Below are 22,017 nucleotides of genomic sequence, written 5' to 3'. Positions count from 1 at the left end.
TCTGTGGACCTTTGGGAAATCCTCAGGCGCCGCAGGGATAGCGCCCGGCCATCCAGTGCTGCAGCCCGTCCGGCACGCTCATGCTGGCGCGGCGCGCCTGCGGGATGGCGTTGAGTTCGGCCAGCAGTTCGCGCGGGTTCAGCTGGATGCGTTCCGGCGGACAGGCGGCCGGCGTGCGGCCGGCGGCCCGGTCGGCCTCGATGCGAGCGGACACCACGCCCATGCTGGTGGAGAACTCGCGCATCAGGCGGCGGGCGTCCGCCCTGAGCGCCGAGGTGGGATTGAGGGGCACCCGGTTGGCCTCGGTCACGAACTGGTCGAGCGTCCGGGTCGTCTGGGCCGATGCCGGGGCGGCCAGGAGCAGCACGGCGGCGGCGATGATCAGGCGCATGATGGGGTCCCTCCGTCGCGCGAAGCTCGCCGCGCCAGGCTGAACCGAAGCTGAACAGTTCGGCGGAAAGGCGGCGGAGAGGACCTCCTCCCCCGCGTGAGCGGGGGAGGAGGGCGGGTGTCACCAGCTGAGGCTCAGCCGGGCGTAGGCGTAGCGGCCGTTGAAGCCGAAGGGCGAATAGAAGGGGAAGCCCAGGACGCCGTTCGAGTTCAGATTGGCCGGGGTGAAGTCCGGATACTCGTCGAACACGTTGTCGACGCCGAGCGTGACGCCGACGCGATCGGTGATCTGGTAGCTGCCGGACAGGTCGATCACCGTCTTGTCGCCGGTGAAGTAGTCGTTGGCCGCCGTCGTGCCCGGCTGGGTCACGCTGGCGTAGTAGGTGGCCCGCGCCGAGGCGCCCCACCTGCCGTAGTCCCAGTCCACCGAACCGGCGACCTTGGTGTCCGGCGTGCCTTCCTCGAAGGTCAGGATGCGCTGGCGGTTGAACAGCGTCGGCGCCGGGTTGAGCACCGAGGTGGTGGTCGGCACCTCGGTCACGGTCACGTCGTTGAAATTGGCGGCGACGGTGAAGTCGAACTCACCCAGGGTGTCGGTGTTCAGCCGGTAGCGGCCGACGATGTCCACGCCCTCGGTTTCGGTCTCCACGCCGTTGATGAAGAAGCGGGCGGCCTGGATCCCCAGCGGATCGAGCAGCGCCGCGACCTGCGGGCTGAAGGTCCGGGTGATGTTCTCCGACAGCGCGATCTGGTCCTCGATCTCGATGCGATAGGCGTCGATGGTCAGGTCGAAGTCGCCCAGGCGGATGACGGTCCCGAGCGAGTAGTTCGTCGAGCGCTCCGCCTCGAGGGGCTCGGCGCCGAGGATGCGCGCCACGCTGCTGGTGGCGGGGAAGGTGCCGGTCTCGACCACCTGGCCGTTCTGGATGACCGAGGAGGTGGCGGTGTAGAAGCTCTGCTGCAGCGACGGCGCGCGGAAGCCGGTGGAGATCGAGCCCCTGATCGCGAAGGCCGGGCTGAAGTCGTAGCGGGCCGAGAGCTTGCCGGTCTGGCTGTCCCCGAAGTCCGAATAGTCCTCGACGCGCACCGCGCCCTGCACCGTCAGCTTGTCGGTTAGCGGCAGTTCGGCTTCGGCGTAGACGCCGACGGCGTCGCGGTCCTCGTCGACCTCGTTGGACGGCTGGAAGCCGACGAAGCCCTGGGCCCCGCCCGCCAGCGCGGTGTTCCCTCCGAGCGGGCCGCGGTTGTAGCTCTCGGGCTGGCCGGCCTTGATCTCATAGGTCTCGCGTCGGGCCTCCAGACCCCAAGCCAGGGTCAGGGGACCGGACAGGCCGACCTCGAACCCGCGCACGAAGTCGGCGCCGAAGACGAGCTGGTCATAGATGGTCTCGCCCGAGTCGAAGCTGGTCGGGGAGTCGGCGCCGTAGGTCGAGTTCAGCGAGTTCTCGGTGCGGTACTCAAGGGCGTTGCGGCCATAGACCAGGCTGAAGTCCGCCTCCCAGCCTCCGATCTGACCGCGTAGGCCGCCGGCGAGCGAGGCGTCCTGGGAGTTGATGGCGATCAGGGGCAGGAAACCGTCGGGGTAGATGGCGGCGACGTTGTTCACGTTGTCCGACAGGCGCGGGAAGGCGGCGCTTTCGCTGTCGCGCTCCTGGTAGCCGGCCCAGCCGTAGACGTCCCAGGCGGCGTTCAGGGCGGCGCCCGCGTTGGCGAAGACGGTGATCTGCTCGACCTCGGGGTCGCCCAGGCGGGCGGTCACGGCGCCGCCGGCGGCGGGACGCGGATCGAAGTCCGAGCGACCGGTCGGGTCGCGCTGGAGATACTCCGCCGATAGGGTCAGGAAGCCGTCGGCGCCGAGGCCGAAGCCCTGCCAGCCGGAGACGGTCAGGGTCTGGCCGTCCTCCTCGTCGCGGCTGCCGCGCGCGGTCTCCACCTCGGTGAAGTACTGGCCGTAGGTGACGTTCAGGCCGCCGCCGGAGCGGGCCTCCTTGAGCCGCAGGTTGACGACGCCGGCGATGGCGTCGGAGCCGTACTGGGCCGAGGCGCCGTCGCGCAGCACCTCGATGCGGTCCAGAGCGCCGGTCGGGATGGCGTTGAGGTCCACCGAGGCCGCGCCCCGGCCGACCGAGCCGTTGACGTTGACGAGCGCCGAGGCGTGGCGGCGCGTGCCGTTGACCAGCACCAGCGTCTGGTCCGGCTGCAGGCCGCGCAGGGTCGCCGGACGGATGGAGTCGGTGCCGTCGGTCACGGACGGGCGCGGGAAGGTGAGGGAGGGCACCGTCTGGGCGAGCGCCGCGGCGAGCTCGGTGGTGCCGCGGTTCTCGAGGGTCTCGGCGGTGACGACGTCGACGGGCGCGAGGGTGTCGAGACGCGAGCGATTGGCCACGCGCGTGCCGGTGACGACGATCTCCTCGACCTCGGTCGCCTGGGGGTCGGGGGCGGACTGGGCGAGGGCGCCGCCGGCGCTGAGCGCCAGGGCGGAGACCGCGAGCGTGAGGACGCTACGGGTGTTGCGGATCATGGATGTCATCCTTCGATGAGACGAGCCGCCGGCGTCAGGACCGGTCGGGCGTTCGGGGAGGGATGAAGGACGCGTCCCGCGATCGGCGCAGCATAGGGTCGGGTCATGGCGGTCGCCTCCTTCAACGCATCGAGGCTCGCCGCGTGACGGAGGTGCGAATACGGACCACGAGCAGGTTCCGCACCGCCCATCTGTCGCAAGACCCGAAGGTCTACGCAGGAGTTGGCACCTTGCGGTTTCCCGTAGGTTGCCCCGGCGTCCAAGGGCCTGTCCCTCAGCCGGTCTCGATGAGCATGGCCATATTGCGGTGCGAAATGCGGCGCGCAAGAGGAATCTGTGACGCTCGGATGACCGGCGGACGTCAGATGAGTGTTCGGCGCCACAGGATCATGGATGTGACCGCGACCGCTACTCGCGACGGCGGCCCGTGTCGGACGCCGCCCATGTCGGGCCGGAGATATTGTTTTAGGTTCTCTCGAGCGGACGCTCTTTTCCAGAGGTCGATGACATGCGCGACGAGGCGCGATGCCTTGAGATTCAGGGGATTACTGTGACGCCGCGGGCGGGCGGCGCGGCGATCTCGTTCGACCTGGCGGTCTCCAGCCCCTACCGCCGGCCGGATTTCGACGCCTGGGCCTGCGACGTGATCTGGTCCCGCGAGGACTGGCGCGACCACCCGATCTTCGGGGCCACGCCGTTCCAGGCCGTGCAGCTCGCCGTGCGGTTCGCGGAGACGCGGCTTCGGCACGAACTCGACCGGGCCGAAGTGACCGTCGACGGCGCGCCCGCCGTCTTCGACGAGGTCGTCTAGCCTCGCTCCCGACAAAAAAGGGCGCGGCCGTTTCCGACCGCGCCCTGATCTTCAGGCCGTCACGAAGGGACCGATCAGGCCTCTTCGGCGAAGGCTTCCTGCTGGCCGGCGCCGCCTTCGATGAGCTCCTGGGCGGCCTGTTCGGCGGCCAGACGCTCGTCGGAGAACTGCGAGGCGATGACGTCCTCGCCCCTGGCCTGACGCTCGGCCTCGTCGGCGGAGCGGGCCACGTTCACCTTGACGGTGGCGCGGACCTCGGCGTGCAGGCGCACCAGCACCTCATGGACGCCCAGGGTCTTGATCGGGATGTGCAGGATGACCTGCGACTTCTCGACCTTGCCGCCCTCGGCCTGGATCGCCTCGGCGACGTCGCGACCGGCGACCGAGCCGTAAAGCTGGCCGGTTTCGCCGGCCTGACGGATCATGACGTAGGTCTGACCGTCGATCTTGTCGGCGATCTTCTGGGCCTCGGCCTTGTTCTTCTCGTTGCGCTGCTCGATGGCGGCGCGTTCGACTTCGAAGGCCTTGAGGTTGGCGGACGTGGCCCGGCGCGCCTTGTCGCGCGGCAGGAGGAAGTTGCGGGCGAAGCCGTCCTTGACGGTGACGACGTCGCCGATGGCGCCGAGGTTCTCGACGCGTTCGAGCAGAACGACCTTCATCTTACTTCACCACGTACGGCAGGAGGGCGAGGTAGCGGGCGCGCTTGATCGCCTTGGCCAGCTCGCGCTGCTTCTTCTGGGAGACGGCGGTGATGCGCGAGGGCACGATCTTGCCGCGTTCGGAGACGTATCGCTGGAGCAGCTTCACGTCCTTGTAGTCGATCTTCGGCGCGTTGGCGCCCGAGAACGGGCACACCTTGCGGCGACGATAGAAGGGGCGACGGGCCGGGCCGGAGCCGACCGGAGTGCCGGGGGTCGTGTCGGTCATGATCGGTGTCCTTCCTTAGGCCGCGGCGTCTTCGTCGAAGCCCGGACGCGGGCCGCGTTCACGCTCGCGCTCGCGTTCGCGCTCACGACGCGCGAGCAGCGGCGACAGCTCGAGGTCGAGCTCCTCGACGCGGACCGTCAGCCAGCGCAGCACGTCCTCGTTGATCGAAAGCTGACGCTCGACCTCGGCCATGGCGGCCGGCGGGGCGTCGATGGCGAGGAGCGAGTAGTGCGCCTTGCGGTTCTTCTTCACCCGATAGGTCAGGTTGCGCAGACCCCAGTACTCGATCTTGGCGACGGAGCCGCCGTTCTCTTCGATCAGAGCCTTGATGGTGTCGTTCAGCGCTTCGGCCTGCTGCGCGCTGATGTCCTGGCGCGACATGACCGTGTGCTCGTAAAGAGCCATGCAGTCTTCTCCCGTGTGCGGAAGGCGGCGCCGGCGGGCCGGGAAGCCCGTCGACGATGGCTCTGATCGCGGCGAACGGGGCGATCCCGTTCCTTTGGCGTTCCGCGAAAAGACCGCCGTCCTGGAAAGCGCGGGCTGATACAGGAAAGCGGGCGGGGCGGCAAGCGCGCGTCGGTCTATTCCTCCCCCTCGCGAGGGGGAGGGGGACCGCGAAGCGGTGGAGGGGGCGAGACCAGAACGCCGGCGCTTGGGGTCGCCCCCTCCACCCCGCTGCGCGCGGTGCCCCGCCCCCGTTGCTCGGGCGAGGAATTTGTCGATCTCAGCGCCTCGATGCGGGCTCGCGCGGCGGCGGCGACGTCGTCGGACAGCCGCTGGTTCTCGACATGGGTCTGGCGAAGGGACTCGACGCGGACGCGCTCGCGTTCGCCGGGGCTGAAGGGGCGGCCGAAGCGGTCCTGCGCGGCGATGGGCGTGGCCCCGGCGAGGGCGATCAGAAGGACGAGCATGCGGGTCATGCCCCACCCTATGACGCATCCGGTCGCAGGCCCAAGCGGGGCCGCAACCCGGCGGCGGGGGCCGCGTTGGTCCTCATGACCCCCAAAGCCCAAAGGAGAGTCCCCATGTCCGAACAGCTGAACGGCAAGACGATCGCCATCCTGGCCACCGACGGTTTCGAACAGGTCGAGCTGACCGAGCCGATGAAGGCGCTGAAGGACGCCGGCGCAGAGGTGCACGTGGTGTCGCCGAAGTCCGGCTCGATCCAGGGCTTCAACCATTTCGACAAGGGCGATGCGGTCCCCGTCGACAAGACGCTGAGCGAGACCGACCCCTCCATCTATCAGGGACTGGTGCTGCCCGGCGGGGCGCACAATCCCGACGCGCTGCGGATCGACGACGACGCCCTGGCCTTCGTGCGGGCCTTCTTCGACGCGGGCAAGCCGGTGGCCGCCATCTGCCACGCGCCCTGGATCCTGATCGACGCGGGCGTGGTCGAAGGGCGTCGTCTGACCAGCTACAAGACCATCCGCACCGACCTGAGGAACGCCGGGGCCGAGGTGGTGGACGAGGAGGTCGTGACCGACCAGGGGCTGGTCAGCAGCCGCGATCCGGACGACCTGCCGGCCTTCCGCGCCAAGATGATCGAGGAGTTCGCCGAAGGCCGCCACGCGGAGCAGGCGGAGGCCGCTCAGGAGGCGCCGCGCCCCGTCGCTCATTGAGCCTGGGGCCGGACGGCCGGGGCGGCCTCTTGCCAGCTCAGGCCGTCGGGCGCATCGTCCGCGGATGACACAAGCGCCCGCAGAAGACCGGCGATACGCTTCGTTCGCCGAGTTCTATCCCTACTACATCCATGAGCACTCCAACCGGACGTGCCGGAGGATCCATGTGGTCGGATCGGCGCTGGTGCTGGCGGTGCTCGTCGTCGCGATCGTGACGCTCAATCCGTGGTGGCTCCTGGTCATGCCCGTGGTCGGCTACGGCTTCGCCTGGGTCGGGCACTTCTTCTTCGAGAAGAACAGGCCCGCCACATTCAAATACCCGCTGTGGAGCCTGATGGGCGACTGGCGGATGTTCTTCGAGACGGTGTCGGGCAAGCGGAAGTTCTGAAGCCTGGCCGCACAGGCGGGATCAGTCGTAATCCTGCCCGGCCGTCCGCTCCCCGCGGGCGAGGGCGAAGACGACACCGGACAGGGCCGCCAACGCCACGAGGTTCGGCAGGGCCATGGCCGCGTTGGCGATGTCGCCCATCCGCCAGACGAACTCGATCTGCTGGAAGGCCCCGACGACGATCATCACCACCCAGAGCAGACGCCACGGAATGGCGACCCGCTGGCCGAACAGATAGGTCGCGGCCCGCTCGCCGTAGTAGCTCCAGGTGATCAGGGTGGTGAAGACGAACAGGATCAGGGCCACCGACGCGACCAGCGCGCCGAGGGACTGACCAAGCACCATCTGCGGGAAGGCGGCGGAGTAGGCGGCCAGCGTCATCTCGAACCCGCGCAGGTCCGAGTTCCACACGTGCTCGACCGTGCCGCCCCCGGCCGGGAACGAACCCTGGACGGTCAGCAGGACCAGACCCGTCATGGTGCAGATGATGATGGTGTCGATGAAGGTGCCCATCATGGCGAAGCGGCCCTGACGCGCCGGGTCGTCGGTGCGGGCGACGGCGTGAGCCATCGGGGTCGAGCCCTGGCCGGCCTCGTTGGAGAACAGGCCGCGGGCCACGCCGGCGCGGATCGCCAGCATGATGCCCGCGCCGACGAAGCCGCCGGTCGCGGCCGTGCCGGAGAAGGCGCCCTGGAAGATCAGGCCGAAGGTTTCGGGAATGTCCTTGATATTCAGGATGATGGCGATCAGCGCCATGACGATGTAGGCGATCGCCATCACCGGCACGACCTTCTCGGCCACGTTGCCGATCGACTTGATGCCGCCGATGATCACCACGAAGACAGCCGCCGCGACGATGACGCCGGCGATCCACTCCTCGACGCCGGACAGGGCGCTGATGGAGTCGGCGATCGAGTTGGACTGGATCATGTTGCCGGTGGCGATCGACGAGAACAGGGTGCCGATGCAGAAGAGGACCGCGAGCCAGCCCCAGGACTTCCCGAGACCCTTGCGGATGTAGCTCATCGGACCGCCGCGCCACTGCCCGTTGTCATCGCGGTCGCGGAAGCGGATGGCCAGCGAGCCCTCTGCGAAGGCGAGCGCCATGCCGATCAGGGCCGTCACCCACATCCAGAACAGCGCACCGGGGCCGCCCAGCGTGATGGCGGTGGCCACGCCCGCCAGATTGCCGGTGCCGACTTGGCCCGACAGGGCGGTGGACAAGGCCGCGAAGGGCGAAATCTCGCCCGAGCCCGACTTGTCTTTCTTGAACAGACCCGCGAACGCCTCGCCCAGCTTCAGCAGCGGATAGAAGCGCAGGCCGATCATCATCCACAGGCCGACGCCGAGCAGGACGATGACCATCGGCGGGAAGGGCAGCACCTGCGCCCCATTCCAGGTCCCGCCCCAGATGAAGTCGCTGACGTTGGTGACCTGGGCGTAGAAGGCTTCCACGCCCTGTGGCGCTGCGGGTGTCGTGGTCATGGTCGGCGTCCCCTCCGATACTCGGCGCGGCAACCTAGACAGGGATGGGACGAGTTGGAAACCCCGAAGGGTCTGAACGCTCGAGGCGTTTCAGCGTCGAAGCTCCTGAACAAATGAACGATCCGGCGCGTTAAGCGACGCTGGAGGAAACGAACATGGCGCCCCGTCCGACCTGGTCCGGCCATCTGAGGCTGTCGCTGGTGACCTGTCCGGTGGCGCTGTACACCGGCACGAGCCGCACGAACGACGTGTCGTTCCACCTGATCAATCCCAAGACCAACAACCGCATCCGCATGGTCACGACCGACCCCGAGACCGGGCCGATCGAGCGCTCGGACCTGGTCAAGGGCTATGAGTTCGAGAAGGGCCGCTACGTCCTGCTGGAGCCCGAGGAGATCAACGCGGTCCGCATCGAAAGCACCAAGGTGCTGGACATCGAGACCTTCGTGGACGCGGCCGACATCGATCGCACCTACTGGGACGAACCCTATTTCCTGCGCCCGGACGGCAAGCTGGCCGCCGAGCCGTTCGCGGTGATCCGCGAGGCGATGCGCCGGTCCGACAAGATCGCCCTGTCGCGCCTGGTGATGCACGGACGCGAGCGGCTGATGGCGCTGGAGCCGCGCGACGACGGCATCCTGGCCTATACGCTGAGGACGAAGGGCGAAGTCAGGGACGCGGCCGCCGTGTTCGAGGACATCCCGTCGGTGAAGCCCGACAAGGCCATGCTCGAGATCGCCGAGAAGATCATCGAGCAGAAGGCCGGCCCATTCGATCCCTCGACCTTCGAGGACCGCTACGAGACCGCGCTCAAGGACCTGATCCAGTCCAAGCTGGAGGGCAAGAAGGTGGTGTCGGCGCCGGAGCCGGAGGACACGCCGGTCACCGACCTCATGGCGGCGCTGCGCGAGAGCCTGAAGCGGTCGTCGGGGGGCGAGCGTCGCCCGCCCGCCCGTGCGGCGCAGACGGGGCGGCGTGCCCCGGCCAAGAAGAGAACTCCGGCGAAGAAGCGGGCCTGACCGCGTTCAGGCGGCCTGCAGCTCGCGGGCCTTCCGCTCGGCGCGACGGCGCTCGATCCGCGCCCAGACGCGGTCGTGCAGGGTGAAGAACACCGTCTGGACCAGGGGCTCCAGCGTGCCGACGGCCAGGGCCACGCGCCAGTCGCCGCTGAGCGCGAAGGCGACCAGCACCGCCACCGTGAAGTGCATGACGCCGTAGGTCACCGTCTTCCACGCCAGCGTCCGGAAGGACGTCGGCAGCGTGTGGTTGCAGGCGTGGTGGTCGTGGAAGCCCAGACGACCCTCGACCGCCTCGGCGGTTTCCTGGAGCGGATCGAGGAACCGGCGCCGCTCGATGCGGTGCCAGACCCGGTCATGGGCGGCGAAGGCGAAGGTCTGCACGATCGGCTCGACCATCCCGATGGCGAGCGCCAGGGTCCAGTCGCGGGTGATGGCGTAGGCCACCAGAATGGCCACGATCAGGTGCATGGTGGCGTAGCTGGCGATCTTCAGCGCCAGGGCCCGCACCGTGCGAATGACCATCTCGACCATGCGGGCTTAAGTGGCGGCCCCGTGTGAAGGTTGCAACCGCAATTCTCTTTATCGGCGGGATAGGTTGGGCTCGCTCTTGCGGCGCCGCGAAAAGCCGGTCTATACGCGGCCCGCAAAACGGAGGCTCCTCATGGAGATTCGCGAAGGGCTCACCTTCGACGATGTTTTGCTCGAACCGGCCGCATCCGACGTCATGCCCGCAGAGGTGGATGTCTCGACGCGACTGACCCGCGACATCACGCTGAACATCCCGCTGCTGTCGTCCGCCATGGACACGGTGACCGAGAGCCGGCTGGCCATCGCCATGGCCCAGGCGGGCGGTCTGGGGGTCATCCACCGCAACATGACCACCGACGAACAGGCCGATCAGGTCCGGGCGGTGAAGCGGTACGAGAGCGGGATGGTGGTCAATCCGGTCACCGTCTTCCCCGACACCACGCTGGGCGAGGTCCGCGAGATCGTGGAGCGGAAGCGCATCACCGGCTTCCCGGTGGTCGATCGCGAGAGCGGGCGGCTGGTGGGGATGCTGACCAACCGCGACATGCGCTTCGAGCGCGACCCGAACATGAGGGCCGCGGACCTGATGACCACCGGCGAGCTGGTCACGGTGCGCGAGGGCGCCGGTCGCGACGAGGCGCGCCACCTGCTGCGCACGCGAAAGATCGAGCGGGTGATCGTGGTGGACGAGGCCTATCGCGCGGTCGGCCTGATCACGATGAAGGACATCGAGAAGGCGCAGGCCTTCCCGAACGCCGCCAAGGACGAGCAGGGCCGCCTGCTGGTCGGGGCCGCCTCCACCGTCGGGGACGCCGGGTACGAGCGCGCCATGGCCCTGGCCGAGGCCGGAGCCGACGTGGTGGTGATCGACACCGCCCACGGCCACTCCTCGTCGGTCGCCAGGGTGGTCGAGCGCATCAAGCGCGAGAGCAACCGCATCCAGATCATCGCCGGCAACGTCGCCACCTATGAGGCCACCCGCGCCCTGATCGACGCGGGCGCGGACGCGGTGAAAGTGGGCATCGGGCCGGGCTCGATCTGCACCACCCGCATCGTGGCGGGCGTCGGCGTGCCGCAGCTGACGGCGGTTCTTGACGCGGCCCGCGCGGCGAAGGACTCCGGGGCCCCGGTCATCGCCGACGGCGGCATCAAGTATTCCGGCGACCTGTCCAAGGCCATCGCCGCGGGCGCCTCGGTCGCCATGATGGGCTCGATGTTCGCCGGCACGGACGAGAGCCCGGGCGAGGTGTTCCTGTACCAGGGCCGTTCCTACAAGAGTTATCGCGGCATGGGCTCGGTGGGGGCGATGGCGCGCGGCTCGGCGGACCGCTACTTCCAGAAGGAAGTGTCGTCCGAGAAGCTGGTGCCGGAGGGCATCGAAGGGCAGACCCCCTACAAGGGCCCGATCGCGCCGGTGATCCACCAGCTGGTCGGCGGGCTTCGCGCCTCCATGGGCTATGTCGGCGCCGCCTCGATCGCCGAGTTCCAGGCGCGGGCGAAGTTCGTGCGGATCACCAACGCGGGCCTGCGCGAAAGCCACGTCCACGACGTGATGATCACGCGCGAGGCGCCGAACTACAGGCAGGGATGACGCTCATGACCTGGCCCGTCGCGGGATCGCCCGAACTGACCATGCTGGCGGCGACGCTGGTGCTCGCCTTCGTCTCGATCTTTCCGCCCGCGCATGGGCGGACGAAGGCGAACGGCCTGAAGTGGAACGCCGGCCCGCGCGACGTGACGCCGAACGCGCCCGACCTCGTGACCGAGCGTCTGGCCCGGGCCCAGGCGAACCTGATGGAGACCCTGCCGCTGTTCGTCGGCGCGGTGCTGATCGCGGTGGTGGCCGACAAGACCGGGCCGCTGACCTTCTGGGGGACGCAAGCCTTCTTCTGGGCGCGGCTGGCGTACATCCCGCTGTATGCGGCGGGCGTGCCCTATGTCCGGGGCGTGGTCTGGATGGCGGCCATGCTGGGCTTCCTCGCGGTGGTCGCCGCCCTGTTCCTGCCGTGACGCCCGCCGCCCGTCTCGCCGCCGCCGCCGCCATCCTGGACTCGATCGCGCAGGGGCGTCAGCCGGCCGAGGCCGTGCTGAAGGCTTGGGGCCAGCAGAACCGGTTCGCCGGATCGAAGGACCGGCGCGCCATCGCCGACCGCGTCTACAAGGTGCTGCGGGCGCGCGGGCGGCTGAGCTGGATCATGGGAGGGCGCGAGGACGGGCGGGCGCTGGTGATCGGTTCGCTGGCGGCGCTGGACGGGCTGGCGCTGGAGGATATCGAGGCCCTGCATTCCGGCGAGGGCTATGGGCCGAATCCATTGTCCAAGCAGGAGCGCGCGCGGATTTCGGCGGGCGAAGGCGAGCTGCCGGGCTGGGTCGCGGCGGGCCTGCCGGAGTTCGTGGTGGCGGATTTCCAGAAGACGTTCGGGGATCGCTGGGCCGACGAAGCCGCCGCCCTGATGCAGCCGCGCGCGCCGATCGACCTGCGGGTCAATACGGCCAAGGCGACGGTGGATGAGGTCGAGGCCGAGCTGCGCGAGGCGGGACTGGCGCCCGAGCGGACGCTGCGGTCGCCAGTGGGGCTGAGGCTGGCGGCCGAGCCGCCGCCGAATGTGCAGGCGCTGGAGGCCTTCAAGGACGGTCGCGTCGAGATCCAGGACGAGGGCAGCCAGGTGGCCTGCGCCCTAGCGGGGGCCGCGCCGGGGATGACTGTGGTCGACTACTGCGCCGGCGGCGGCGGCAAGACGCTGGGGCTCGCGGCGGCGATGCGGGGCCAAGGGACGCTGGTCGCCTCCGACGTGGTCGCAAAGCGGCTGGAGAACATCAGACCCCGGCTGGCGCGGGCGGGCGTGGAGGCGGAGCTTCGCCTGATCGGCCAGAACGGCGGCGGCATGGAGGATTTGAACGATCGGGCCGACCTCGTCTTCGTCGACGCGCCGTGCAGTGGATCGGGCACATGGCGGCGCCGCCCCGAGGACGCCTGGCGGCTGACCGCGGAAGAGGTCGAGCGGCTGCACGCGCTGCAGGTGCGGATTCTCGGTCAGGCGGCGAAGCTGGTGAAGCCGGGCGGGCGGCTGGCCTATGTCACCTGTTCGATGCTGAGCCGCGAGAACGAAGCCAGCGCCGACGCCTTCGAGGCGTCGCATCCGGGATTCCGGCCGGTGTCTCTCCTCCCACAAACGCTTCGCTATGGGGGAGCAGAGTCCTCCCGCCTGCGCCTGTCGCCCGCCTCGACCAACACCGACGGATTCTTCTTCGCCCTTTACGAACGCACGCCATGACCCAGCACCAGAAAGTCCTCATCGTCGACTTCGGCAGCCAGGTGACCCAGCTGATCGCTCGGCGCCTGCGCGAGGCGAACGTCTATTGCGAGATCCATCCCTACGCGAAGGCCGAGGCGGCGATGGCGGCCATGAGCCCGGCGGCGATCATCCTGTCGGGCGGGCCAGAGAGCGTGCACGAGGAGGGCAGCCCGCGCGCGCCCCAGGCCGTGTTCGAGGCCGGCGTGCCGGTGCTGGGCATCTGCTACGGCGAGATGACCATGTGCGAACAGCTGGGCGGCAAGGTCGAGGGAGGCCACACCCGTGAGTTCGGCCGGGCGGAGATCACCGTCGAGAGGGCGTCGCCGCTGCTGGATGGGCTGGCGGGCGTCGGCGAAGACGAGACGGTGTGGATGAGCCACGGCGACAAGATCGTCGCCATCCCCGAGGGCTTCGACGTCGTCGCCTCCTCGGCCGGGTCGCCCTATGCGGTGATCGCCGACGAGAGCCGCCGCTTCTATGGCGTGCAGTTCCATCCGGAGGTGATGCACACGCCGCGTGGCCATCAGATGCTGAGGAACTTCACCCACGGCATCGCGGGGCTGAAGGGCGACTGGACCATGGCCGCCTATCGTGACGAGAAGATCGCCCAGATCCGCGAACAGGTCGGGTCGGCCAAGGTCATCTGCGGCCTGTCGGGCGGGGTGGATTCATCGGTCGCGGCGGTGCTGATCCACGAGGCGATCGGGGACCAGTTGACCTGCGTTTTCGTGGATACCGGCCTGCTGAGGAAGGACGAGGCCAAACAGGTGACGACCCTGTTCCGCGAGCACTACAACATCCCCCTGATCCATGTGGACGCCTCGGCGGAGTTCCTCGGCGCCCTGGCCGGTCAGTCGGACCCGGAGACCAAGAGGAAGACCATCGGCCGCGTCTTCATCGAGGTGTTCGACCGCGAGGCCGCCAAGATCGAGGGCGCGGAGTTCCTGGCCCAAGGCACGCTCTATCCCGACGTGATCGAGAGCGTATCGTCGTCCAGCGGCAAGGCGCACGTGATCAAGAGCCACCACAACGTCGGCGGCCTGCCCGACTATATGAAGCTGAAGTTGGTCGAGCCCCTGCGCGAACTGTTCAAGGACGAGGTCCGCGCGCTGGGGCGCGAGCTGGGCCTGACCGACGCCTTCGTGGGCCGCCATCCTTTCCCGGGGCCGGGCCTGGCCATCCGCATCCCCGGCGAGATCACGCCGGACGCCGTGGCGACGCTGCAGGAGGCGGACGCCATCTATCTGGAGGAGATCCGGAAGGCCGGGCTGTACGACCAGATCTGGCAGGCGTTCGCCGTGCTGTTGCCGGTCAAGACGGTGGGCGTGATGGGCGATGCCCGCACCTATGAGAAGGTGCTGGCGCTCAGGGCCGTGACCTCCACCGACGGCATGACGGCGGACTTCTATCAATTCCCCTGGGACGTCCTGGCGCGCACCGCGACGCGGATCATCAACGAGGTCCGGGGCGTCAACCGGGTCGTCTATGACGTGACATCCAAGCCGCCGGGAACAATAGAGTGGGAGTGACCGTCACTCAGCGCGCCAGACCCTGACCCAGTCGATCTCGAAGCGCTGGGGGAAGGCGCCGTCGTCCACCGCGCCGCCCAATCCGCCCCCGATCGCGAGGTTCAGCAGAAGCCCGAACGGCTGGTCGAACGGCCATGTCGGCTTGGCGCCCGCGCCGTCGTTGCCGAAGCGGAAGAAGGTCCGTCCATCGACGGCGAAGTCGATACCGTCGGCGGTCCAGTTCGCCTCATAGACATGGAAGGCGTCGCAGGCGTCGGCGACGACGATCTCGCCGCCTCTCTGGGTGCCGGCCACATGGTTGTAAGCGCCGGTGTGGACGGTGCCGAGCACGACGCCGGGCCGGTTGCCGACGTGCTCCATGATGTCGATCTCGCCGTCGATCGGCCAGGACTCGAGGTCGGCCGGCAGCATCCAGATCGCGGGCCAGGTCCCGCCGCCGCAGGGTAGTCGCGCCCGGACCTGAATGACGCCGTAGGTCCAGGCCTGACGACTGATCATCCGGGCCGAGGTGTAGTCCTGACCGCCGAAGTCCGCAGCCTGCTCCAGGCGCTCGCGTCGCGCCTCGATGACCAGCACGCCGTCCTCGACCCGCGCGTTCTCCGGGCGATCGGCGGCGTAGTACTGCCGCTCGTCATTGTACCAGCCGGTGCGGTTGGCGTGGGTGTCGTAGCGCCACCTGGCCAGGTCGGGCGGGCCGTCGCGGTCGAACTCGTCGGACCAGACGAGGCGGTGACCCGCCGGGCCGTCCTGGGCCGCGAGCGGAGTGGCGGCGAAGAGCATGGCGAGGGTGAGGGCGAGGACGGGGACGGGGACGGGGACGGGGGTGCGCGTCATGGCGCCAGTAAGGCACATCGACGGGCGCGGTGGAACGGTCCGGGGCCTCAGGAGGCCGGCGGGGCGTCGGAATGGCGCGTCACCAGGGTGAAGCTCATCAGCTCGCCCTTCAGCTCGGAGGGGGCGCCCTCGGCGCGGTGGCGGATGGCCTCGGCCAGCAGGCTGACCGCGTGGCGGGCCATCTCGGCCACGGGCTGGCGGATCGTGGTCAGCGGCGGCCAGATGGTTGTGGCCATGGCCGTGTCGTCGAAGCCGACGACCGTCAGATCGCGCGGGACGTCGAGCCCCTGGCGATGGGCGACCGCGACGGCGGCGGCGGCCATGTCGTCGTTGCTGGCGAAGATCGCGGTCGGACGCGGCTCGAGCGTCAGCAGCGCGGCCGCGGCGTCGAGGCCGGAATGGTAGGTGAAATAGCCCTGGGCCACGATCGTCGGATCCGACGCGATCCCGCCCGCCCTCAGGGCGCGGAGGTAGCCCTGGTGGCGCAGGCCGCTGGCGGTCTGATTGGGGTGGCCCAAGATGAAGCCGATGCGGCGGTGCCCGAGCGCGATCAGGTGCCGGGTCATGGCCTCGGCCGCCGCCAGGTCGTCGATGCGGATCGCCGACACGGAGGGCAGCGGGGCGCCGGAGGCCACGGCCACGACCGGGAGACCGGCTTCGTCGAGGCGTTCGATGACGGCGCGGGAGTCGCAGAGCGGCGGCGGCAGCAGCACACCGTCCACGGCGCTGGCCACCATGTGCTCGACCGCCTGGGCCTCGTCCTCGGGTTCGCACTTCTGCACGACCAGCTGGATGCCGGACCGGCTGCACTGGTCCAGCCCGCCGAGCAGGAACTCGCTGAGATAGGCGGCCGAGGGGTTGCTGTAGAGCAGCCCGATCTTGAGGGACTGGGCGCTGGCCAGGCTGCGGGCGGCGGGATTGGGCGCATAGCCGAGCTCGCGGATCGCCTCGATCACGCGGGCCCGGGTCGTTTCGCGGACGTTGCGCTCGCCGTTGATGACGCGCGAGACGGTCATGGGGGAGACGTCGGCCCGCCGGGCCACGTCCATGATGGTGTGGCCGGCGCCCTTTCGACGTGTGGACCTGGGTTTCAAGCCGCCCCTCCGAGAACCGCCGATCCGGCGCGTCCGCCTTCGCTCTAGCCCCGTTCGCGGGATCGCGCGAGCGGGGGCGGGCTGCGCGCGTCCCTGTCGATCCGACCCTTGCCCCGACGCGAGCGGCTGCCATGATAGCGCTATCAGATTTCGCCGCGAACGGTCGGACCGGTCGCAGAGCGGACGCGAGGGACGGAGGCGGTGTTGAACGTGAGAGGCGGATATGCCGGGGCGTGGCTCGCGGCGCTCGGGCTTCTGATCGCGACGGTCTGGCTCGGCCCGGCCAGGGCCGAGGACGGCTATGATCTCTGGCTGCGCTACAGGCCGATGCCCGCCGAGGCGCGGGCGAGCTACGGCGACACCCTCCGGTCGCTGACGCCGGGCGGCGACAGCCCGACCCTGATGCGGGTCACCGCCGAACTGACGCGCGGCCTGTCGGGCCTGACGGGTCGGAACGCGCCGATCACGGACAGGCCGGGGGAGGGGGCGGTGCTCTACGGCACGCCCGCGACTTCGGCGCTGATCGCGGCTCTGGACCTGCCCCTGTCCGACCTCGGCGAGGAGGGCTATCTGCTGCGGTCCGTGCGGATCGATGGCCGCCCCGTGACGGTGATCGCGGGCAACACCGACGTCGGCGTGCTGTACGGCGCCTTCGAGCTGCTGCGGCGGATGCAGACGCGACAGCCCATCGCGGCGCTGGACGTGCGCTCACGCCCGGCGATGCGCCTGCGGGTGCTGAACCACTGGGACAACCTGGACCGGACGGTGGAGCGCGGCTACGCGGGCCAGTCGATCTGGGACTGGCACAAGCTGCCGGACTTCAGGCCCCGGCTCTATGAGGACTACGCCCGCGCCAACGCCTCGATCGGGGTGAACGGCACGGTGCTGAACAACGTCAACAGCAACGCGCGCAGCCTGACGCCCGAATACATCGCGAAGACGGCGGCGCTGGCCGAGGTGTTCAGGCCCTACGGGATCCGCGTCTATCTATCGGCCCGGTTCAGCGCGCCCATGGAGATCGGAGGCCTGCCGACCGCCGATCCGATGGACCCACGCGTGCGCGCCTGGTGGCGGGCCAAGGCCGAAGAGATCTACGCCGCGATCCCGGACTTCGGCGGCTTTCTGGTCAAGGCGAACTCCGAGGGCCAGCCCGGACCGCAGGACTTCGGCCGTACCCATGCGGACGGCGCCAACATGTTGGCCGAGGCGCTGGCGCCCCACGGCGGCGTCGTCATGTGGAGGGCCTTCGTCTATGCGGCCGAAAACCCGGAGGACCGGCACAAGCAGGCGAACCTGGAGTTCGAACCTCTGGACGGCGAGTTCGCGGAAAATGTGCTGGTCCAGGTCAAGAACGGGGCCATCGACTTCCAGCCCCGCGAGCCGTTCCATCCCCTGTTCGGGGCCATGCCGCGGACGCCCCTGATGCTCGAGCTGCAGATCACCAAGGAGTACCTGGGGTTCGCCACCCACCTGGCCTACCTCGGGACGATGTGGGAGGAGGTGTTGCGAGCCGACACCTGGTGTCCGAGCCAGGGCTCCACGGTCGCGAAGGTGATCGACGGGACCGCCTTCGGCCACCGGCTTACGGGCATGGCCGGGGTGGCCAACATCGGCTCTGACCGGAACTGGTCCGGCAGCCACTTCGACCAGGCCAACTGGTACGCCTTCGGCCGCATGGCCTGGGACCCTCAGGCGGCCGACGCCGAGACGATCGCCCGTGAATGGGCCGCGATGACCTTCACGCCCGATCCGCGTTTCGTGGAGCCGGCGGTGACGATGATGATGGGGTCGCGCCAGGCGGTGGTGGACTACATGACGCCGCTGGGGCTGCACCACCTGATGGCGACCGGACATCACTATGGGCCGGGGCCCTGGGTCGACGATCTGGCGCGGCCGGAGTGGAACCCCGTCTACTATCACCGGGCGAATGCGGAAGGAATCGGCTTCGACCGGACGGCGAGCGGGTCGAACGCCGTGGCGCAGTACGCGCCGGAGGTGGCGGCGCGGTTCGGCGATCCCGACGTGGTCGAGGAGGACCTGCTGCTGTGGTTCCACCATGTCCCCTGGGACCGGCGGATGCGGTCCGGCCGGACGCTGTGGGAGGAGCTGGTCGGCCGCTACGATCGCGGCGTGGCGACGGTCGGCGAGATGCAGGACACCTGGGCGCGCCTGAGGCCCTTCGTCGACGACCAGCGTTTCGAGGAGGTCGCGGCCTTCCTATCGATCCAGAAAGAGGAGGCCCGGTGGTGGCGCGACGCCTCCATCGCCTATTTCCGCGTCTTCGCGGATCGGCCGTTGCCGGAGGGCGCGCGGGAGCCTGAGCACGGCCTGGACCACTACCGGGCGCTCAGCTTCCCGGAGGCGCCCGGTCACTGGTGACCGCCTCGACGCGCATCGACATGGCGAGGGTCTCCCCCGGAGCGAGGGACATCAGGCCGGACGCCTCCCCGGCCGGGGCGTTGACCGCGTCCGGGCGGTGGGTGACAGGCTCGACGCAGACGAAGTCCTCGCCCGCCGGGGTGAAGACGTGGACCCAGGCCGCGTTCGGCGAGGCGGAGAGGCGCAGGCGGCGGTGGGGCTCGATCAGCTCGGCCGGGCCCGTCCAGTTCGCATAGGCGTGGTCGATCGGCGGGACGTCGGCGAGGCGCGGGCGGGCGGACCAGTCGACGAGCTCGGCCGAGGGGGCCAGTCTTCGCGGGATCAAAGTGGGGTCGCTGAGCCAGACCTCGGGCGCACGCAGTCCGAGACGCGTCTCGGCGGTTCGCACGAAGTACGGATGAAGCCCGAGCCCCGCCGGCGCCGACTGGTCGGCCCGGTTGGTCAGGGCGAGCTGGATCGAGAGCCCGGCCTCGTCCACGGCGAACACCTGACGCGCGGTGAAGGCCCAGGGCCAGTCATCGTCGGCGACGTGGTCGAAGGTGAGCGCGACTTGATGACCGTCGCCCGCCTCGACGGTCCAGGGGGTGCGCCAGCCGACGCCATGCAGGGCGTGCGGCTCGAAGCCGGGGCTGGGCCGCAGGCTGATGGACCGTCCCCGCCAGGCGAAGGCCGCCTCGGCGATGCGGTTGGCGTAGGGCAGGAGCGGGAAGCAGGCGGTCCGCAGCACGTCGGCGGCGTCATCCGGCGTCGGCCGCAGCACCGGCTCGCCGCGCCAGGTCAGACCGGCCACCGCCCCGCCCAGGTCCGGCCTGAGCGTCAGGCGCCAGTCGCCGCAGGCGCGCGCGATCAAAGCCGGATCAGGTTTTGGGGCAGGCCCGGGGTGTCGACCCGCAGGCGGAACAGTCCGCCGGCGCTGGGGCTGCGCGCGCGGCCCTCGGCGTCCAGGCCCATCCAGGCGCTGGTGCAGTAGAGATCCTTCAGGTCGTCGCCGGCGAAGGCGGCCTTGGTCACGTTCGGCACGGGCAGCTTGATCTTCTCCAGCCGGGTTCCGTCCGGCGCGTAGCGGTCCACACCCCAGCCGCCGTAGAGGCCGATATGCAGCGTGCCCTCGGCGTCGACGCTCGGGCCGTCCGGATAGCCGTCCTCGGTGGTGCAGAACAGGCGCCGGTTGCTGATCCGGCCATCGGCGTGGTCGAAGGCCCAGACCGTCTTCTCCAGCGTGTCGTGGTGGTAGAGGGTCTTGCCCTCGGGACACAGGGCCGGTCCGTTGGTGACGCCCCAGCCGTCGTCCATTCGCTGAAGCTCGCCCCGGAACCAGCGGTAGACGGCGCCGGTGCGCGCCGCCTCCGCGTCGTCCATCGACCCGAACCACAGGGCCCCGTCCGGCGACACGAAGCCGTCGTTCAGCCGGTTGCCGGGGCGCTCCGCCTCAACAGGCTGGAACAGGGAGAAGGTCCCGTCCTCGGCGGTGAAGCGGTGGAGGCCGCCGCGCACGCCGCAGATCAGCGAGCCGTCCTCGGCCGGCAGGGCGAAGCCGATCTGGTCGGGCGCGTCCCAGCTGGTCCGGGACGCGTCGTCGACGCCGTAGCGGTGCAGGCGCCGACCCTTGATGTCGACGAACCAGACAGCGCGGTCCGACGCCACCCAGACCGGGCCTTCGCCCAGTTCGCAGCGGACGTCCCAGACGAGCTCGGGTGGGGTCATGCGGGCCTAGCTCGCCGAGTAGCTGGTCTTGGTCAAGGTGAAGAACTCCTGCGCCGCGAATCCCTGCTCGCGCGGCCCGTATGAGGAGGCCTTCGTGCCGCCGAACGGCACATGGTAGTCGACGCCGGCGGTGGGCAGGTTGACCATGGTCATGCCCGCCTTGGCCAGCCGCTGGAACTCGCGGGCGTGCTTCAGCGACTGGGTGACGATGCCGGCGGACAGGCCGAACTCGACGCCGTTGGCGATCTCCAGCGCCTCCTCAAACGACTTGACGCGGATCGTGGAGGCGACCGGGCCGAACACCTCCTCGCGGTTGATGCGCGAGGTGGCGTGCGTGTCGGCGATCAGGGTCGGCTCGACGTACCAGCCGGGCTTGTCGAGGTTCAGACGACCGCCGCCGGTGACGATCCGGCCGCCTTCCTCGCGCGCCACGTCGATGTAGCGATAGGAGGTCTCGCGCTGGTCCTCGGACACCGCCGGACCGATGTTGGTCGTGCTGTCCAGCGCGTCGCCGACCTTCAGCCCCTTCACCTTCTCGGCCAGGGCTTCGACGAAGCGGTCGTGAATGCCGTCCTGGACGATCAGGCGGCTGGAGGCGGTGCACCGCTGTCCGGTGGCGAAGAAGCTGCCGTCCAGCGCGACGGCCACGGCGCGGTCGAGGTCGGCGTCGTCCATGACGATCAGCGGATTCTTGCCGCCCATCTCCAGCTGCACCCGGGCCTGACGCTTGACCGCGCCGGCGGCGACGCCCGCCCCGACCCCTTGCGAGCCGGTGAAGCTGACGCCGTCCACGCCGGGGTGGTCGACGATGGCCTGGCCCACGCGGCCCCGGCCGATGACCATGTTGAGCACGCCCTTGGGCAGGCCGGCCTCATGCAGGATGGCGACCAGCGCCTCGGCGGTGGCCGGGGTCGGACCGGCGGGCTTCAGGACCACGGTGTTGCCGAAGGCCAGCGCGGGCGCCGCCTTCCAGGCCGGAATGGCGATGGGGAAGTTCCACGGCGTGATCAGGCCGTAGACGCCGACGGCCTGGCGATAGGTCTGGATCTCCACGCCGGGACGGACGGAGGGCAGGTTCTGGCCGTGCAGGCGCAGAGCTTCGCCGGCGAAATACTTGAGGATGCGGGCCGCGCGCATCGTCTCGCCGATGCCTTCGGGAAGGGTCTTGCCCTCTTCGCGCGACAGCAGACGGCCGACGGCCTCACGGCGCTCCATCAAGAGGTTCGACGCGCGGTCCAGGATGTCGGAGCGCACCTCGGGCGAGGCCTGCGACCAGGCGGGGAAGGCGTCGCGGGCGGCCTGGACGGCGGCGTCGACGTCGCTCTCGGAGCCGTCCGGCGTGCGGGCCACCACGTCACGCGTATCGGACGGGTTCAGGCTCTCGGCGGGGCGGTCGCCGCCGACCTTCTCGCCGTTGATCCAGTGGGAAAGCTCCAGCGTCTCGGCCATAGCGGGTCTCCTGATGTGACGAAGGCGGCGGGGGAGCGCCG

At 69.6% G+C, this 22,017-nt stretch carries 21 protein-coding genes, 1 pseudogene and 1 riboswitch; of the genes and pseudogenes, 10 read left to right on the top strand and 12 right to left on the bottom strand.

Annotation, left to right across the window (positions count from 1 at the left end; all coding sequences use genetic code 11):
• Positions 1-22: 22 nt before the first annotated feature.
• Entirely contained in the window at positions 23-391 is a 369-nt protein-coding gene (locus ACFFGE_RS04620) for a hypothetical protein (RefSeq protein WP_376834753.1), read from the bottom strand.
• A gap of 120 nt (positions 392-511) precedes the next feature.
• Positions 512-2,911, bottom strand: coding sequence for a TonB-dependent receptor plug domain-containing protein (locus ACFFGE_RS04615; protein WP_376834751.1), 2,400 nt, complete (start codon positions 2,909-2,911; stop codon positions 512-514).
• 184 nt (positions 2,912-3,095) lie between these two features.
• Positions 3,096-3,205, bottom strand: a riboswitch (SAM riboswitch).
• Positions 3,206-3,419: 214 nt separating this feature from the next.
• Here ACFFGE_RS04615 and ACFFGE_RS04610 point away from each other — a divergent pair.
• Positions 3,420-3,722 (top strand): hypothetical protein, encoded by a 303-nt coding sequence (locus ACFFGE_RS04610; RefSeq protein WP_376834749.1) that lies wholly within the window; start codon positions 3,420-3,422, stop codon positions 3,720-3,722.
• Between the two features lie 74 nt (positions 3,723-3,796).
• Here ACFFGE_RS04610 and rplI read toward each other — a convergent pair whose 3' ends face one another.
• From rplI to rpsF, 3 genes are read right to left on the bottom strand one after another with little or no spacing between them, the layout of a single operon-like run.
• Positions 3,797-4,381, bottom strand: coding sequence for a 50S ribosomal protein L9 (gene rplI, locus ACFFGE_RS04605; protein WP_376834747.1), 585 nt, complete (start codon positions 4,379-4,381; stop codon positions 3,797-3,799).
• A gap of 1 nt (position 4,382) precedes the next feature.
• Positions 4,383-4,649 carry a 30S ribosomal protein S18 gene (gene rpsR, locus ACFFGE_RS04600; RefSeq protein ID WP_376834745.1) on the bottom strand — a complete coding sequence of 89 codons (267 nt, stop codon included), beginning with the start codon at positions 4,647-4,649 and terminating at the stop codon, positions 4,383-4,385.
• Positions 4,650-4,664: 15 nt separating this feature from the next.
• A complete protein-coding gene (rpsF, locus tag ACFFGE_RS04595) occupies positions 4,665-5,054 on the bottom strand; it encodes a 30S ribosomal protein S6 (protein WP_376834743.1) in 390 nt (129 codons plus the stop codon).
• 178 nt (positions 5,055-5,232) lie between these two features.
• Here rpsF and ACFFGE_RS04590 point away from each other — a divergent pair.
• From ACFFGE_RS04590 to ACFFGE_RS04580, 3 genes and pseudogenes are all read left to right on the top strand, one after another.
• A pseudogene (locus ACFFGE_RS04590) lies at positions 5,233-5,325 on the top strand (hypothetical protein); the annotation flags it as partial.
• A gap of 349 nt (positions 5,326-5,674) precedes the next feature.
• On the top strand, positions 5,675-6,271 hold the full coding sequence (locus ACFFGE_RS04585) for a type 1 glutamine amidotransferase domain-containing protein (protein ID WP_376834741.1): 597 nt from the start codon (positions 5,675-5,677) through the stop codon (positions 6,269-6,271).
• A gap of 64 nt (positions 6,272-6,335) precedes the next feature.
• Positions 6,336-6,659: an Mpo1-like protein gene (locus ACFFGE_RS04580; RefSeq protein ID WP_376834739.1), complete on the top strand. Its 324-nt coding sequence runs from the start codon at positions 6,336-6,338 to the stop codon at positions 6,657-6,659.
• 21 nt (positions 6,660-6,680) lie between these two features.
• Here ACFFGE_RS04580 and ACFFGE_RS04575 read toward each other — a convergent pair whose 3' ends face one another.
• The gene (locus ACFFGE_RS04575) at positions 6,681-8,144 is read right to left on the bottom strand and encodes an alanine/glycine:cation symporter family protein (protein ID WP_376834737.1); all 1,464 of its coding nucleotides are present in this window, start codon (positions 8,142-8,144) and stop codon (positions 6,681-6,683) included.
• A gap of 155 nt (positions 8,145-8,299) precedes the next feature.
• Between ACFFGE_RS04575 and ku the strand changes: the two genes are divergently transcribed.
• Positions 8,300-9,163 (top strand): non-homologous end joining protein Ku, encoded by an 864-nt coding sequence (gene ku / locus ACFFGE_RS04570; protein ID WP_376834735.1) that lies wholly within the window; start codon positions 8,300-8,302, stop codon positions 9,161-9,163.
• 6 nt (positions 9,164-9,169) lie between these two features.
• On the opposite strand, the gene ACFFGE_RS04565 is transcribed toward ku, so the two are convergent.
• Positions 9,170-9,694 carry a DUF2061 domain-containing protein gene (locus ACFFGE_RS04565; protein ID WP_376834733.1) on the bottom strand — a complete coding sequence of 175 codons (525 nt, stop codon included), beginning with the start codon at positions 9,692-9,694 and terminating at the stop codon, positions 9,170-9,172.
• Between the two features lie 130 nt (positions 9,695-9,824).
• Between ACFFGE_RS04565 and guaB the strand changes: the two genes are divergently transcribed.
• From guaB to guaA, 4 genes are read left to right on the top strand one after another with little or no spacing between them, the layout of a single operon-like run.
• A complete protein-coding gene (gene guaB, locus ACFFGE_RS04560) occupies positions 9,825-11,282 on the top strand; it encodes an IMP dehydrogenase (protein ID WP_376834730.1) in 1,458 nt (485 codons plus the stop codon).
• Between the two features lie 5 nt (positions 11,283-11,287).
• Positions 11,288-11,701 (top strand): MAPEG family protein, encoded by a 414-nt coding sequence (locus ACFFGE_RS04555; RefSeq protein ID WP_376834728.1) that lies wholly within the window; start codon positions 11,288-11,290, stop codon positions 11,699-11,701.
• Positions 11,698-12,966 carry an RsmB/NOP family class I SAM-dependent RNA methyltransferase gene (locus tag ACFFGE_RS04550; RefSeq protein ID WP_376834725.1) on the top strand — a complete coding sequence of 423 codons (1,269 nt, stop codon included), beginning with the start codon at positions 11,698-11,700 and terminating at the stop codon, positions 12,964-12,966. Before ACFFGE_RS04555 ends, ACFFGE_RS04550 begins: the two co-directional genes overlap by 4 nt.
• On the top strand, positions 12,963-14,516 hold the full coding sequence (guaA, locus tag ACFFGE_RS04545; RefSeq protein ID WP_376834723.1) for a glutamine-hydrolyzing GMP synthase: 1,554 nt from the start codon (positions 12,963-12,965) through the stop codon (positions 14,514-14,516). The genes ACFFGE_RS04550 and guaA overlap by 4 nt, the downstream gene beginning before the upstream one ends.
• A 3-nt stretch (positions 14,517-14,519) precedes the next feature.
• Here guaA and ACFFGE_RS04540 read toward each other — a convergent pair whose 3' ends face one another.
• A complete protein-coding gene (locus ACFFGE_RS04540) occupies positions 14,520-15,350 on the bottom strand; it encodes a glycoside hydrolase family 16 protein (RefSeq protein WP_376834721.1) in 831 nt (276 codons plus the stop codon).
• Between the two features lie 47 nt (positions 15,351-15,397).
• The gene (locus tag ACFFGE_RS04535) at positions 15,398-16,444 is read right to left on the bottom strand and encodes a LacI family DNA-binding transcriptional regulator (protein ID WP_376834719.1); all 1,047 of its coding nucleotides are present in this window, start codon (positions 16,442-16,444) and stop codon (positions 15,398-15,400) included.
• Between the two features lie 210 nt (positions 16,445-16,654).
• On the opposite strand from ACFFGE_RS04535, the gene ACFFGE_RS04530 reads away from it, so the two are divergent.
• On the top strand, positions 16,655-18,823 hold the full coding sequence (locus tag ACFFGE_RS04530) for an alpha-glucuronidase family glycosyl hydrolase (RefSeq protein ID WP_376834717.1): 2,169 nt from the start codon (positions 16,655-16,657) through the stop codon (positions 18,821-18,823).
• Here the strand turns inward: ACFFGE_RS04530 and ACFFGE_RS04525 are convergent.
• From ACFFGE_RS04525 to ACFFGE_RS04515, 3 genes are read right to left on the bottom strand one after another with little or no spacing between them, the layout of a single operon-like run.
• The gene (locus ACFFGE_RS04525) at positions 18,792-19,673 is read right to left on the bottom strand and encodes an aldose 1-epimerase (RefSeq protein ID WP_376834715.1); all 882 of its coding nucleotides are present in this window, start codon (positions 19,671-19,673) and stop codon (positions 18,792-18,794) included. The two genes, ACFFGE_RS04530 and ACFFGE_RS04525, sit on opposite strands and share 32 nt — an antisense overlap.
• Positions 19,670-20,527, bottom strand: a complete 858-nt coding sequence (locus tag ACFFGE_RS04520) for an SMP-30/gluconolactonase/LRE family protein (protein WP_376834713.1) — start codon at positions 20,525-20,527, stop codon at positions 19,670-19,672. Before ACFFGE_RS04520 ends, ACFFGE_RS04525 begins: the two co-directional genes overlap by 4 nt.
• A gap of 6 nt (positions 20,528-20,533) precedes the next feature.
• Positions 20,534-21,976 (bottom strand): aldehyde dehydrogenase family protein, encoded by a 1,443-nt coding sequence (locus ACFFGE_RS04515; RefSeq protein ID WP_376834711.1) that lies wholly within the window; start codon positions 21,974-21,976, stop codon positions 20,534-20,536.
• Between the last annotated feature and the right edge of the window lie 41 nt (positions 21,977-22,017).

It is taken from the genome of Brevundimonas balnearis, from assembly GCF_042434805.1.
Lineage (GTDB): Bacteria > Pseudomonadota > Alphaproteobacteria > Caulobacterales > Caulobacteraceae > Brevundimonas > Brevundimonas balnearis.
The sequence above is the reverse complement of the archived record's forward strand: the minus strand, read 5'-3'. Positions and strand labels throughout refer to the sequence as shown.

What these genes read in the sequence shown, in the direction of transcription:
- ACFFGE_RS04620 (WP_376834753.1), bottom strand. Translation starts at nt 391, where the DNA reads ATGCGCCTGATCATCGCCGCCGCCGTGCTGCTCCTGGCCGCCCCGGCA.
- ACFFGE_RS04615 (WP_376834751.1), bottom strand. Translation starts at nt 2,911, where the DNA reads ATGATCCGCAACACCCGTAGCGTCCTCACGCTCGCGGTCTCCGCCCTG.
- ACFFGE_RS04610 (WP_376834749.1), top strand. Translation starts at nt 3,420, where the DNA reads ATGCGCGACGAGGCGCGATGCCTTGAGATTCAGGGGATTACTGTGACG.
- rplI (WP_376834747.1), bottom strand. Translation starts at nt 4,381, where the DNA reads ATGAAGGTCGTTCTGCTCGAACGCGTCGAGAACCTCGGCGCCATCGGC.
- rpsR (WP_376834745.1), bottom strand. Translation starts at nt 4,649, where the DNA reads ATGACCGACACGACCCCCGGCACTCCGGTCGGCTCCGGCCCGGCCCGT.
- rpsF (WP_376834743.1), bottom strand. Translation starts at nt 5,054, where the DNA reads ATGGCTCTTTACGAGCACACGGTCATGTCGCGCCAGGACATCAGCGCG.
- ACFFGE_RS04585 (WP_376834741.1), top strand. Translation starts at nt 5,675, where the DNA reads ATGTCCGAACAGCTGAACGGCAAGACGATCGCCATCCTGGCCACCGAC.
- ACFFGE_RS04580 (WP_376834739.1), top strand. Translation starts at nt 6,336, where the DNA reads ATGACACAAGCGCCCGCAGAAGACCGGCGATACGCTTCGTTCGCCGAG.
- ACFFGE_RS04575 (WP_376834737.1), bottom strand. Translation starts at nt 8,144, where the DNA reads ATGACCACGACACCCGCAGCGCCACAGGGCGTGGAAGCCTTCTACGCC.
- ku (WP_376834735.1), top strand. Translation starts at nt 8,300, where the DNA reads ATGGCGCCCCGTCCGACCTGGTCCGGCCATCTGAGGCTGTCGCTGGTG.
- ACFFGE_RS04565 (WP_376834733.1), bottom strand. Translation starts at nt 9,694, where the DNA reads ATGGTCGAGATGGTCATTCGCACGGTGCGGGCCCTGGCGCTGAAGATC.
- guaB (WP_376834730.1), top strand. Translation starts at nt 9,825, where the DNA reads ATGGAGATTCGCGAAGGGCTCACCTTCGACGATGTTTTGCTCGAACCG.
- ACFFGE_RS04555 (WP_376834728.1), top strand. Translation starts at nt 11,288, where the DNA reads ATGACCTGGCCCGTCGCGGGATCGCCCGAACTGACCATGCTGGCGGCG.
- guaA (WP_376834723.1), top strand. Translation starts at nt 12,963, where the DNA reads ATGACCCAGCACCAGAAAGTCCTCATCGTCGACTTCGGCAGCCAGGTG.
- ACFFGE_RS04540 (WP_376834721.1), bottom strand. Translation starts at nt 15,350, where the DNA reads ATGACGCGCACCCCCGTCCCCGTCCCCGTCCCCGTCCTCGCCCTCACC.
- ACFFGE_RS04520 (WP_376834713.1), bottom strand. Translation starts at nt 20,527, where the DNA reads ATGACCCCACCCGAGCTCGTCTGGGACGTCCGCTGCGAACTGGGCGAA.
- ACFFGE_RS04515 (WP_376834711.1), bottom strand. Translation starts at nt 21,976, where the DNA reads ATGGCCGAGACGCTGGAGCTTTCCCACTGGATCAACGGCGAGAAGGTC.